Origin of the sequence: Bacillus sp. FJAT-49736, from assembly GCF_018343615.1 — a bacterium.
Taxonomy (GTDB): Bacteria; Bacillota; Bacilli; order Bacillales; family Bacillaceae_C; genus Margalitia.
Map to the genome: position 1 here is coordinate 598,055 of NZ_JAGYPI010000002.1, position 13,563 is coordinate 611,617.

The 13,563-nt window shown below is 40.2% G+C and carries 7 protein-coding genes; 3 read left to right on the plus strand and 4 right to left on the minus strand.

From position 1 onward, the window contains the following. Window positions 1-29 precede the first annotated feature (29 nt). Window positions 30-977: an aldo/keto reductase family protein gene (locus KHA87_RS14295; protein WP_213094824.1), complete on the minus strand. Its 948-nt coding sequence runs from the start codon at window positions 975-977 to the stop codon at window positions 30-32. Window positions 978-1,108: 131 nt separating this feature from the next. Here KHA87_RS14295 and KHA87_RS14300 point away from each other — a divergent pair, with 131 nt between their 5' ends. Beyond that, window positions 1,109-2,035: a nuclease-related domain-containing protein gene (locus KHA87_RS14300; RefSeq protein WP_213094825.1), complete on the plus strand. Its 927-nt coding sequence runs from the start codon at window positions 1,109-1,111 to the stop codon at window positions 2,033-2,035. A gap of 1,482 nt (window positions 2,036-3,517) precedes the next feature. Here KHA87_RS14300 and KHA87_RS14305 read toward each other — a convergent pair. Further along, window positions 3,518-7,864 carry a S8 family peptidase gene (locus KHA87_RS14305; RefSeq protein WP_213094826.1) on the minus strand — a complete coding sequence of 1,449 codons (4,347 nt, stop codon included), beginning with the start codon at window positions 7,862-7,864 and terminating at the stop codon, window positions 3,518-3,520. Window positions 7,865-8,429: 565 nt separating this feature from the next. Here KHA87_RS14305 and KHA87_RS14310 point away from each other — a divergent pair. After that, window positions 8,430-9,917: an MDR family MFS transporter gene (locus KHA87_RS14310; protein ID WP_213094827.1), complete on the plus strand. Its 1,488-nt coding sequence runs from the start codon at window positions 8,430-8,432 to the stop codon at window positions 9,915-9,917. Window positions 9,918-10,433: 516 nt separating this feature from the next. Then, on the plus strand, window positions 10,434-11,099 hold the full coding sequence (locus tag KHA87_RS14315; protein ID WP_213094828.1) for a DUF3995 domain-containing protein: 666 nt from the start codon (window positions 10,434-10,436) through the stop codon (window positions 11,097-11,099). 27 nt (window positions 11,100-11,126) lie between these two features. Here KHA87_RS14315 and KHA87_RS14320 read toward each other — a convergent pair whose 3' ends face one another. Both KHA87_RS14320 and megL read right to left on the minus strand, forming a co-directional pair. Next, window positions 11,127-12,089, minus strand: a complete 963-nt coding sequence (locus KHA87_RS14320) for a 2-hydroxyacid dehydrogenase (RefSeq protein WP_213094829.1) — start codon at window positions 12,087-12,089, stop codon at window positions 11,127-11,129. Window positions 12,090-12,301: 212 nt separating this feature from the next. Then, window positions 12,302-13,477 (minus strand): methionine gamma-lyase, encoded by a 1,176-nt coding sequence (megL, locus tag KHA87_RS14325; protein ID WP_213094830.1) that lies wholly within the window; start codon window positions 13,475-13,477, stop codon window positions 12,302-12,304. Window positions 13,478-13,563: the final 86 nt, after the last annotated feature.

Consider the following 13,563-nt stretch of genomic DNA (forward strand, 5'->3'; position numbering starts at 1 on the left):
TTCCCTATTGTGCACTGCTGGGTAAGAGTTTATTTTAAAATATCTTCTATTTTTTCAAGAACATCATTGGAAAGCTCAATATCAAGAGCTTTAACATTTTCCTCTACCTGCTCAGGTTTGCTGGCGCCGATTAACGCACTCGCAACATTTGGTTGACGTAATATCCAAGCTAGCGCTAATTGGGAAAGCTTCACATCTAATTCTTTTGCCACACCTTCAAGTTGTTTTACTTTTGCAAGTACATCCTCTGTTAACATTCTTGATAAAGAACCGTTGGATTTTGGATCTGTTGCACGCGTTCCTTCTGGCAGATTCGTTATGTCGGTATATTTCCCTGTCAAAATACCTTGTGCAAGCGGAGAAAATACAATTTGGCTGAAGCCTGTTTGTTCTCCTAGCGGAATAATTTCTTTTTCAATATAACGATTGAACATATTGTAAACTGGTTGATTTACGACGATTCGGTCAAGTAAATAACGGTCGGCAGTTCCTAATGCTAGCTGAATTTGTTGTGCTGTCCACTCACTTACCCCAAGATATAGAACTTTTCCTTGACGAACTAGATCATCGAGTGTCCGAAGTGTTTCATCAATGGCAGTTTCCGGATCAAAACGGTGGCAATAATAAATATCTACGTAATCTTTGTTTAATCGCTTCAGGCTTGCATTAATCTGCTCCGTAATATGTTTCCTGGAAAGACCTTGATCATTAGGTCCGTCCCCCATTTTCCCGAACACTTTTGTTGCAAGAACATAGGATTCCCTAGGATATTTCCCTAGTGCTTCCCCTACGATTTTTTCCGCTTCCCCGCGGGCATATACATTTGCTGTATCAAAGGAATTAATACCAAGATCATAAGCTTTATCAATTGTTTTGACAGCTGTTTCCGCTCCAATTGAATTTCCATATGTGAGCCAGCTTCCCAAGCTGATTTCACTAACCTTTAACCCAGTTCTTCCAAGCTTACGATATTTCATGTTCATCGCCCCTGTTTTTTAGATTATGTATCATAACTATTATAAAATTCTAAATAGACAAATTAAAGAGATATGCATTATAATTACAAATGTATACAAAATTTTCCATAAATGTAGAAAGGATGTGGAATATGCTGTTTAAACCTCGATATGAACCAGTTGAATTAAAACTTCTAAGATTTTTAAACACTCGGATAAAATTATCGCCTAAAGTTGTAGGATATTTATTAAATTTAGAAAAAGGCTTTGAAGGAGAATTAGTTTTTGATAAATGTATAGAAAATCTTTCCGACAATTGGCTCATTATGAATGATTTATTGCTGGAAACTAATAATACCATCTATCAACTCGATTCCATTCTAATCTCTCCAGATACTATCCACCTATTTGAAGTTAAAAATTTTGAAGGTGACTACTACTTCGAGGATGACAAGTGGTATACAATTTCAGGAAAAGAAATTAAAAACCCCTTGCTTCAATTGAAACGTGCTGAGTCCCTTTTCCGAAGATTGCTTCAGGACCTGCGTTTTTCATTTTCTATAGAAGCAAATGTAATCTTCGTAAACCCCAATTTTTTCTTATACCAAGCACCTATAAACCTACCCATTATTTTTCCAAATCAGATTGAAGGATTTATGAAAAAGTTAAATATGCGACCACCGACGCAAACTAATACAACCACAAAATTCGTAGAAAAGTTATCTACTATTCTTTTAGAAGAATCTCCATATAAGAATTTACCTGAATATAGCTATGAGCAATTAAAAAAGGGAATTACCTGTTCAAAATGTAATAGATTTATGACTAGATTTAATAAAAACAACATTGTTTGCCAAAAATGTGAGACCATCGAGGAAAACGGTCATGCATTATTGCGGAGTGTGGAGGAATATAAATTTTTGTTTCCTAGTAGAAAAATAACTACGAATGTAATTTATGACTGGTGTAAAATTATTCATTCTAAAAAAGTGGTACGCAGGATACTCAATGAGAACTTTTCACTTACTGGGCGTGCAAGGTCTGCTCATTTTGTTGAGCATCAACCCGTTAACGAATAGTTTAGTAGCTATCCTATATTCATAGAAAGTATAAATGAGGACAGTGGGTTACCAAATAAAAATGTAATCATATTTCTTATTGGTGACCCTTTCACTCCTCTACCTCCATTTTGGGTATCTATCTTCCCTTTTGGTTACCCTTTTCGCTCCTCTACCTTCGTTTCGGGCACTTATCTTCCTTTTTGGTGACCCTTTTCGATCCTCTACCTCCTTTTCGGGCACCTATCTTCCCTTTTGATGACCCTTTTCGATCCTCTACCTCCTTTTCGGGCACCAATCTTCCCTTTTGATGACCCTTTTCGCTACTCTACCTCCTTTTCGGGCACTTATCTTCCATTTTGGTTACCCTTTTTGCTACTCTACGTCCTTTTCGGGCACCAATCTTCCTTTTTAGTGACCCTTTTCGATCCTCTCCCCCCATTTCGAGCACCAATCTTCCCTTTTGATGACCCTTTTCGCTACTCTACCTCCGTTTTGGGCACCAATCTTCCCTTTTGATGACCCTTTTCGATCCTCTACCCCTATTTCGGGAACCTATCTTCCCTTTTGGTTACCCTTTTCGCTACTCTACCTTCGTTTCGGGCACTTATCTTCCTTTTTGGTGACCCTTTTCGATCCTCTACGTCCTTTTCGGGCACCAATCTTCCCTTTTGATGACCCTTTTCGCTACTCTACCTCCTTTTCGGGAACCTATCTTCCCTTTTGGTTACCCTTTTCGCTACTCTACCTTCGTTTCGGGCACTTATCTTCCTTTTTGGTGACCCTTTTCGATCCTCTACCTCCTTTTCGGGCACCAATCTTCCCTTTTGATGACCCTTTTCGCTACTCTACCTCCTTTTCGGGCACTTATCTTCCATTTTGGTTACCCTTTTTGCTACTCTACGTCCTTTTCGGGCACCAATCTTCCCTTTTGATGACCCTTTTCGCTCCTCTCCCCCCATTTCGGGCACCTATCTTACCTTTTGATGACCCTTTTCGATCATCTACCTCCGTTTTGGGCACTTACCTTCCTCTTTGGTGACCCTTTTTGCTACTCTACCTCCTTTTCGGGAACCTATCTTCCCTTTTGGTGACCCTTTTTGCTACTCTACCTCCATTTCGGGCACCTATCTTCCCTTTTGATGACCCTTTTCGATCCTCTCCCCCTATTTTGGGAACCAATCTTCCCTTTTGATGCCCCTTTTCGCTCCTCTACCTCCGTTTCGGGCACTTATCTTCCTTTTTGGTGACCCTTTTCGCTCCTCTACCTCGGTTTCGGGAACCTATCTCTCTCATTTATAGCTCTACCCCTCCTTAACCTCATTTCGGGTCAGTACCGAAAAAGCTTTTCCACCTATTAAAAGTTAATTTACAAAGATTACTTTATACATCCTTCAATGAAGATATTATGAGTTCAATTTCTTTATTAGTACAAAACAAGATTGTGGCAGGCACTACCTCATCTCCAATAAAAAGAGTGGTGCCAGGCACCACTCTCATTTTTTACTGGATATAAAGCTTTCCAGCTGCTAATTTGGTTGATACGTTGCTGTAGTCATCTACTACCTTCACTTCAACAACAGCGCCATCGGCTTTTGTCTTGCTTGGAACTGTCCAATAGCCGACATAATGTCCTGCAGATGTTTCCATCATTGGCAATTCTGTTGCGTTGTCACTAGATGGTACATTTGTAAGTGGCATGTGAATAGCAAATGTTGCTTTCAAGCCAGGCTCACTGTCAAATTCGATTTTGACGGAATCACCTGTTTTTAAGTTCTTATCTGTGTTTGGCATTAAGTTCTTGATTTCCGGTGCTGTGTATTTTGCAAAGACAGTAACCTTTTTCGATACTTTATTTCCTGCTTTGTCTTGTGCAACTACCTTAATATCATTTTGACCTTCTTCAAGCAAAATGCGCTTAGAGTATTTTCCATCTGTAACTGTTGCCTTTTCTCCATTGACCTTTACAAAGTCAAGGTTGGCATCATTTACTTTACCCTCAACTGTTACCGTTTCACGATTAGTCTTATCATTATTTTTCGGACTATCGATCGTTAAAGTAGGGTTCGTTTTATCATATACTACTTTTACAGGTGCGGAGGCATCCGTTGATCCGGAAGCAACAGAAGATTTCGCCGTTAAGACGTTATCCCCTTCTGAAAGAGCTACCTCAGCAGAGAACTTTCCGTTGTCTGCTACTTTTGTAGATGCAACCTTTGTTCCGTTATTATAAATATTTACATCTGTTGTTGGAGAAGCGGTACCTTCTACCGTTACTTTGCCTTCATTCGTGAATGTGCCGTCTTTTGGTGATGTAATAACTGGTACATCTACCTCATAGCTTACACGGGCACGGATCATATAGTTTCCTTCATCTGCAGGTGATTGAGACCAAGCTCCACCTACTAGCTGCCAGCTGCGTTTTGCGTTTGTACCACTTTCATCTGTCGCTAGACCTGGTGCATTTGGATTTGGATTTGTTTGAATGTATACCATATAGAAGTCTCCATTCACAACAATTCCTTGTGTGGAAAGATCTACAACTGTCCATTCACCATTTCGAAGCGCCTTTGCATTGATTGGTCCGGCGATCTTCTTGCCTGGTGCACCACCTGTACCAGATGCATCCCAAACCTCTACTTTAAAATCAGTTCCTCCAGGAGTTGGCCAATCAGAAGTCCAGAAACGGAAGACTCCAGCTGTTACAATTGCTGTCTTCTTACCTTCTGGCAGGGACATTTTCACAGCCCAGCCATTGCCCGCATCATAGAATGCATGAGCGTTTTCAGCTGTGCCATCATCATAGCCGATTTCTCCACCTGGGTAGCTAATAATTGGTACTAAATCAATATTTTTCTCTGTTGTTGTATTTCCGTTAACCGTTACGGCAATATCTTGGCTATGATAATACGGTGCCAATACTTTTAATGTATAGTTACCTGCATATGCCGTAATATCATAGTGCCCGTTTGCATCGGTTTGTACAGGAGTTACAGCAGCATCCTCTACAAGAAGCAATGTTGCACCTTGTAACGGCTCACCTGTTGATTTATTTTTCACCGTACCGCTGATATGGCCTTTAGCTAATTCATGTAATACGAAGTTAGCTGTTGTAACGCCATCGCGCTCAATATTCACTCGTTGCTGTTCGGATTGATATCCATATGCTTCTGCTTGGAGCGTATAGGATCCTGCAGCATGTGATAATTGATATTGGCCATTCGCTGGGTTCGTCATGACAGAGCGTCCTGTTTCAAGAACACTTACTTGCGCACCCATTGGTAATAGTGTAGGATTTACTTGTTCCTCTTTCGCTGGAGGGGCATCCTTCTTAGGTAGTTCTGGCTTAATAGAAGCTGGATCTACCTTTTCTTTTTTAAGAGAATCCTTGTCATCGCTTTGGCCTACACCAAGCTTACCAGTATTCTTAGTGCCTGAGCTATTTTTTGGAGTTGCAGAAAGCTTCACATCATCTAAATACCAGCCCGCTTTTTGCACACTGCCATCTGTTTTTACATTGAAGCCAATGTAAATACGCCCGCCACTATAGTTGGATAGATTGACTTCTTGATCAACCCAGCCTCCTGATTGGCCATTCACTTGTAAAAGCTGTGTCCAGTTTTGAAGGTCATTTGAAACAAATACTGTACCGAAATCGTATCTAGTCTCAAGATCGAACCAGTTTTTAAATTGTAGGTATGCATTGCCTGCCGGTAAATCGATTGGAGGCATTACAAGTGTCATGTTTGCACTGTTATCGTAATTTCCAGCTAGGTTTGTCGCATATACTTTTTGTCCTGATGCGGCACTGTTTGGTCCGGAGGTTGGTATGCCCCATTGCCATGAATCTTTTGTTCCGTAGGAATACCATCCAATTGGTGTTGATTCAAAGTCTTGGGAATAACCTACCGTAATCCCTGGTTTTACACTTACTTGGTAATCGTTGCTTGTTACTTCGTTATTGCCGAAGTCATTAATCTTCCAACGATATTTTAAAGAAGGTACGGCAATCTGATTTCCTGGAACTACTACTTGATATTCACCGGATTTGTAGTCGCCAGATGTACGAGTTGCATCTACATTCTGCCAATTTCCGGATTTATCTTGATACTGCAGCTTCACAGAAGCAACGCTTACATTATCTGAAACAGTTACGTTTAATGTTAAATCCATTCCTGCATATGTTTCAGTTGGAGCAGTATGTGTAAATGTAGGAGGCTCTGTGTCATTTCCATCTTTACCAACTTGACCTTTAACAGTTCCAAGTCCGCTTAATACAGAAGATACTGCGTCAAAAGCGTTTACAAGCCCGTAACCATAACCGTTATTAGGTGAATTCGGGAATGTGGAATCCGTTAATGGTGTAGCAGTTGATATTAATATATCCTCGATTTGGTTTACCGTTAGAGAAGCATTTGCTTGTTTTAATAAAGCAACTACTGCAGATACATGTGGACCTGCCATCGATGTACCATTCCATCCACCTTCATATACTCCACCAGGAACGGAAGAACGAATATTCACTCCCGGTGCGGAAACTTCAGGCTTAATTTCACCGTATGGAGATGGTCCTTGTAAAGAAAAGCTTGCTAATTTATTGTTAATGTCCGTTGCACCGGTTGCAAATGATTCGGGATAGTTTGCTGGATTAGCTACAGAACCTGGTCCTCCCGGGTTCCAAAGATCTGTATTACCTGCAGAAAACTCTGGGAAAATTTCTGCATCTCGCCAGTTTTTCACCATATCACGGTACCATTCATCTAAGCCTGGACCGCCGCCCCAAGAGTTATTCACTACATCTGGTGCTTTATCAGGATGTGGATTACCAGCAGCATCCTTAGGAGAGATAATCCATTCACCAGCTCTAAGTAAATCTGCATCCGTTCCACCAGCAGCTGTGAAAGCTTTTACAGCTATCCATTTTGCTCCTGGTGCTACACCAATTTGATTGCTACCATTTGGCTCAGAACCGACCATTGTTCCCATTGTATGAGTACCATGACCTTGGTCATCATATGGTGTAGAACGTCCTGCCGTTGCATCGAACCAGTTCATTTCGTTATTTGGCGTATTGGGATTGCTTGGATTATAGCCTCGATATTTTTCCTTTAGTGCCGGATGATCCCATTGAACGCCTGTATCAATATTTGCTACAACTGTTCCTGTACCATCGATGCCCATACTCCATACTTGAGGTGCACCGATTTTGTTAATATTCCATTCAATACTGTTAGTATTTGCTTTTGGCTGTTCAGCGGTTTTTCCAACTGCTAAAGAACCTTTTGCCTCACTGCTTTGAGTTGCTGATCCTGCATAAAGCTGACGAATCTCATTTGGAAGGATCTTAGCTACCTCTTCAAAATGTGAAAGCTTTTCGGCAATATCCTTCGTTGCAGTGACAGCAATACCATTTACAATGTAAAAGGATTCAAAGTCCTTTACTTTACCATTCTTCTTCTCCTTTTCAAGGTAGTCAATAACGGTATGCTGTGTTTCCAAAGCTGTGGATCTTAATTCCGAAACAACCGCTGATCTTTTGGCCAGCTTCGTTTTTTGGGCAGATAACTTACCTTTCGAGGCTTTATCCGCCGCAGCTTTGGCAGCCTTTGTTGTATCTGCCTGTTCTTTGAACTTAATTAAGAATGTTACCTTTTCGTCCGCCTTCGTAAATTGCTTTAAAAGCCGATCACTTAGCTTCGCACTAGCTACATTCTTTCCATCAAAAACCGAAGTGTACGGTTTTCCATTTACTGTTGCAGCATTAGAAAAGCTTGGAGCAATCAGTGAAGCCGACAGCAAGACCGTTGCAAGGATACTTGTCGTCTTTTTTAGCCTTTTCTTTTTCAACATTCCTTTTCCTCCCCTCATTTTTTGAAAAAAAAGCTCAAAAAAATGACAACCCCAACCCTCCTTTTCTTTATCTACATGATGAAGGTCATCGTTGTCTCTTTAAATGTATAAGTTTCGAAATAAAAAATGTGTCAAAGCAAGTCGTTTTTTGTCTGGATTTTTAGAAATGGTAAAATTGGTGTGGGATTGGAATTTTTAAATAGACTAAAGAACTAGACCCATTTTCGGGAGTATGCTCCAATTTCCAATATTATCAAGAGTTTATCCAATTTTCCCCATGCATTGTGAATAGTACAATATTTCTAGTTCTCTGAAATTTGTCTAAATTTTCGAAAAAATAATATAATTTTCCTATTATGTATTTTCCCTCTTTATCCTATTTATTTATATCTAGGGGGATGGTCCCTTTTATTATTAGGAATATCCGCTTTAATATGGTAAATTTTTCATTAGAAGTGCGATGGTCTCTCTGTCTTTTGGCACAGTATTCCATAAATATTTGACATGTACGTTACAATAAAAAGATACTAATACTCATAGAGATTTCACTTAACGGAGGAACATGATGCAAACAACAAATATACGTTCTGTAACGATCGCCCTATTTGTAGCTACTTTTTTAACAGCTATTGAAGGAACGATTGTCAGTACAGCGATGCCGACAATTGTCAGTGATTTAAAAGGAATTGAGCTCATGAATTGGGTGTTTGCCATATACTTGCTTACATCTGCCGTAACGGTACCTATATTCGGAAAGCTATCCGATTTGTTCGGCAGAAAGTTTATTTTTATTATGGGAACGATTGTTTTTTTAATTGGATCTGGTCTTTGCGGTCTATCCCAGACAATGGAGCAGCTCATCATTTTCCGCGCAATTCAAGGAATTGGTGCTGGTGCCGTCTTACCGGTTACAACCACTATTATCGGGGACATATATCCGCATGAAAAAAGGGCAAAGGTACTTGGATTCATGGGGGCAGCCTGGGGAATAGCAGGTGTGATTGGTCCATTAATTGGAGGATTTTTTGTCGATCAGCTGTCATGGCATTGGATCTTCTATATAAATGTACCATTTGGCTTGCTTTCCATTCTCATGGTCAGTTTTTCATTAAAAGAAACGCTGGAAAAAACAAAGAAAAGTATCGATTTTGCAGGTGCACTTACGTTTACCGTTGGGATGCTTGCACTTTTGTTTGCTCTTCAGCGTGGTGGAGAAACACATAACTGGGCTTCTCCATCTATTATCGGAATTTTTATCGTTGCCATTTTGTTTATAGTACTATTTATTTTTATCGAATCAAAAGTGAAGGAGCCATTAATCCCACTCGCTTTATTCCGCATTCGATCCATTTCGATTGCAAATGCAGTCGCCTTACTTGCTAGTGCCGTTCTAATTGGATTAACCGTCTATATTCCCATGTGGGTACAAGGTGTCCTTGGTCATGGAGCGACCATTTCCGGCCTAATGCTCGCACCATTGTCTATCACTTGGATGATCGGTTCATTTTCAGGCGGACGACTTCTGATTAAATATGGTGAACGGGTGACGGTTGCAATCGGAACATTCATCATCCTTATTTCCGCTATATGGTTAACGATATTTACTAGTCATACTCACGAGATTATGTTTTATCTTATGTCTGCGTTGGTTGGACTTGGATTTGGGATGGTGATGACCATTACAACGGTTGCGGTACAGTCTTCTGTGGACTGGTCGTTGCGAGGAACTGCAACGGCATCCAATACTTTTTTCCGGACATTGGGACAATCCGTTGGAGTTGCCTTATTAGGGACCTACTTTAATTCCATTGTCACCACACAGTTCACCGCTCAAAAAGAAAATGCAGACGTCAATGCTGCCAATCTTAACAAGCTAATAAACCCAAATTATGGCCAAGCAGTTCCGGAGTCAGCTCAAGGTCCATTACGAGAAGTAATTGTTACCGGGCTACATCACTTATTCATTGTCATGACAGTAATTGCCGCAATTGGCTTATTGACATCCTTATTTATTCCTAGGGTAAGAGCAGCTGTTAAACAAGCTGGAAAGTAATTTGTACGAAGCTAGCACTATATATTTTTTTGCTGACGAAAACAGCTATAAAAAAGGCGTTCCAAGATAATTTGGATACGCCTTTTTTATTTGATTCTTGAATTTCAAAACGGCAGGAAGTTACACTATGAATATATGAGCTTGATAAAAAGAACTGTTTATGTGATGGCAATCAACTTTTTATACATTGAAGATAACCAAGAAATTGGTTCCTGGCTTCAGGAGTGATTTAACAGACGCGCGCTATCATATGAAATGGCTTACTTCAGGATAAGACTCCATTCAACAAACGAAAGAAGTGGATCTTGTCATACTTGATATCATGCTGCCGGGTTTAGATGAGTTTTCTATAGGCCAGCGTTTGTAGAAGAGTTATCCACCCACACGTAAAACTTTTACTTTTTAGCCAGAATTTCATCGAACCAAATTTAAACTATACACTTTCCTCTTCAGAAACTTCTACCACTAATTTTTTGTTCCCTTAATCATTAATCAAATGAAAGGTTGATTATAAAAATGCACAAAATTAATCGTAAGTATTCAGATTTAAATTCATTTGAACGCTTTGCAATAAAATCCGTATGGCCTGCATATATTGGATGCATTTTAGCCATACTATATGCTGTTTTTGTTCGGTTTTTAGAAGCAGCAGGAGTCGGAATTATTTACACATACGGTCGCGTGAAAGATCCTGAATCGCTTTACATTGCTAGCTACTTAGCCGGAGTTTTTATCATGCTATGTGGTTTTTGTTTGCTAGGACTAGTTAAACCATGGGGGAAAAGCATCCCACAGTGGATTCCATTGATTGGCGGGAAGAAGATTCATCCGTCCGTTATGCTCACCCCTACCCTTTTCGGTACAGCCTTTTTACTTGCCCACGGGGTTAGTGGTATGTTGACCAAAGCACTCTATTTGACTGGACTTATTACCATTCATTTTTACGGTTGGGCAGAGTTGGATCCTCGCGCACTTGCCTTATGGGATCTTTTCTTTTATGAACCATGGTTTTTCCTCATGGGCATACTTGCCGGATTATCCGCTGTACATTATGCCTTTGCATCTTCTATAACATTGTTATGGATCAGAAGATGTACCATTTCCTTTTTGCTGCTTGTTCTTCTGCTGAGTATATTTTTTGTGTTGGGAATCATTTTTGACTACAGAAAATTTGTTTTTTAGAAAGATTCTTTCTTAATATTCAATTCTTTAATTTACTGGTGTTAAAGCAGCTTCACCACTTAATACACGAATAATATTTTCCGCGGCCATGTCTGCCATTTTTAGTCGGGTTGCTTTACTTGCACTTCCGATATGCGGCAGCGTTACGACATTAGGCAACGTTAAAAGCGGAGAAACCAAGCTTAGCGGCTCTTGTTCAAACACATCTAAACCTGCTGCCCAAATGTCCCCCTTTTTCAAAGCATTATATAGGGCAGTCTCGTCTACGATTCCGCCTCTTGCCGTATTGATGAGGATGGCGGATTTTTTCATTAGCCTTAGCTCGTTTTCTCCGATTAAATGGTGTACCTCATTTGTGTATGGGATGAGGATGCTGACAAAATCGGATTGTTTAAGCAAATCATTCAGCTCCACGTATTCCATTCCTAATTTTTTATCTAGATGGGACTTACGAGTACGGCTGGAGTAAATAATCTTCATATCAAATCCCTTAGCCCGTTTTGCCAGTGCTTGACCAATCCTGCCCATGCCGATGATCCCAATTGTGGCACCATATATATCTTGACCTGTCAATTGCATCGGAGCCCATGTTTCCCATTTTCCATTCCGTAAATAATCCGACGCCTCCACCACTCTTCTGGCAGTCGCCATCAATAGTGCGAAGGTGAGATCAGCCGTTGTTTCAGTTAGCACGCCAGGTGTATTGGTTACCTTGATTCCTTTTTCTGTGGCTGCTTGTATATCAATATTGTTATAACCTACAGCCATATTAGCTATTATTTTTAAATGTTGTGCATTTGCAAGCAATTCTTGGTCAATTGTTTCCGTTAATAAGCAAAATAACCCGTCTATTTGTTGAACCTCTTCTATTAATATTTCCCTTGGAACAGGTTCCTCTTCTTTTCCCCACATTTTAACCTCAAAAATGGAAGAAAGTTTATCAATTATAACCTGAGGAAGCCTTCTGGTTATGTATACTTTTGGTTTCATAGCGGAATCACCTCACGAGGATTGATTTATATCCCTCATTTTATCAAACTACTTCGCTATTCTCTTAAAAAAGGACTCTAATCTCGCGAATTTTATGATTATGCTCGTGAAACTTCTACTTATTCTCGCGAAATTAGTGGTTATTCTCGCGAATCGGGACTATTTAACTATAAAATAACACAAGAAAAGACAGGATAAGCATCCTGCCTAAATCATCCTAACGCCTGACTTAAATCCTCCCAAATATCCTCCCATGCTTCAAGTCCAACAGATAAACGGACCAATGTATCGGTAATACCCATTTTCAATCGCTCCGCCTCCGGAACAACTGCATGGGTCATCGTAGCAGGATGTTGAATGAGCGTCTCTGCATCGCCTAAACTAACTGCGAGCTTAATAAGCTTGCAGCGATTTAAGAAGCCTTGCGCATCCTGCTTTGTACCCTCTATTTCAAAACTGATCATCCCGCCAGGATGGCGCATTTGTCTTTTCGCTAATTCATATTGCGGGAATGCTTCATCCCCTGGATATAATAATGTTTTTACTTTTGGATGTTCTTTAAGCTTCTCTGCAATTTTCCTTGCATTTTCACAATGGCGGTCTACCCGTACCGGCAAGGTTTTCAAGCCACGCAGTAAAAGCCATGCATCAAATGGACTCATCACTCCTCCTATATCCTTCAGTGTGGTAAACGCTATTTTATCCATCTCTTCTTTCCTGCCGATGACAAGACCGGCAATAACATCGCCATGCCCCCCAATATACTTCGTCGCGCTGTGGATTACGTAATCACATCCCATGAGAAGCGGCTGCTGGAGATATGGTGAACAAAACGTATTGTCTACAACGACCGGAATTTGCTTCTCCTTGGCAATCCGGACTACCATTTCCAAATCTACCAGCTTCATGGTTGGATTAATCGGAGTCTCAATATAAATACAGCTTGTATTGTCCTCTATGGCATTTCTAACTTCCTCTTCCTTATCAAAGGAGACGAGATTATGATGAATACCGAATTTCTCTTGCATTAAATGAAGTAATCCAAAGGTACATCCATAAATTCCTTCCGAACATAGAATATGGTCACCGGTCTTCGTCAAATGGAAAAGTGTAGCTGAAACAGCAGCCATTCCTGATGAGAATGCAAGTGCAGCTTCGCCTCCCTCCAAGGCAGCAATCCTTTCTTGAAGAACACTCACGGTCGGATTACCTAAGCGTGAATATATATACCCCTCTGATTCACCAGCGAAGCGTTTCTCCCCAACTTCTGCCGTTGGAAAGGTAAAGGTAGATGTTTGAAAAAGAGGCGGAACAAGACTTCCTTGATAATCTAATGATTCATATCCTGTATGAATAACTTCTGTTTCAAATCGCTTTTTATCCTTCAACGTTAACAACCTCCTATGCTACTAACCTATATTTCTATCATATGTTAATTCACTGGAAAATGAAAGCGTTTTCAGTTAAATGAATT

What these genes read in the sequence shown, in the direction of transcription:
- KHA87_RS14295 (WP_213094824.1), bottom strand. Translation starts at nt 977, where the DNA reads ATGAAATATCGTAAGCTTGGAAGAACTGGGTTAAAGGTTAGTGAAATC.
- KHA87_RS14300 (WP_213094825.1), top strand. Translation starts at nt 1,109, where the DNA reads ATGCTGTTTAAACCTCGATATGAACCAGTTGAATTAAAACTTCTAAGA.
- KHA87_RS14305 (WP_213094826.1), bottom strand. Translation starts at nt 7,864, where the DNA reads ATGTTGAAAAAGAAAAGGCTAAAAAAGACGACAAGTATCCTTGCAACG.
- KHA87_RS14310 (WP_213094827.1), top strand. Translation starts at nt 8,430, where the DNA reads ATGCAAACAACAAATATACGTTCTGTAACGATCGCCCTATTTGTAGCT.
- KHA87_RS14315 (WP_213094828.1), top strand. Translation starts at nt 10,434, where the DNA reads ATGCACAAAATTAATCGTAAGTATTCAGATTTAAATTCATTTGAACGC.
- KHA87_RS14320 (WP_213094829.1), bottom strand. Translation starts at nt 12,089, where the DNA reads ATGAAACCAAAAGTATACATAACCAGAAGGCTTCCTCAGGTTATAATT.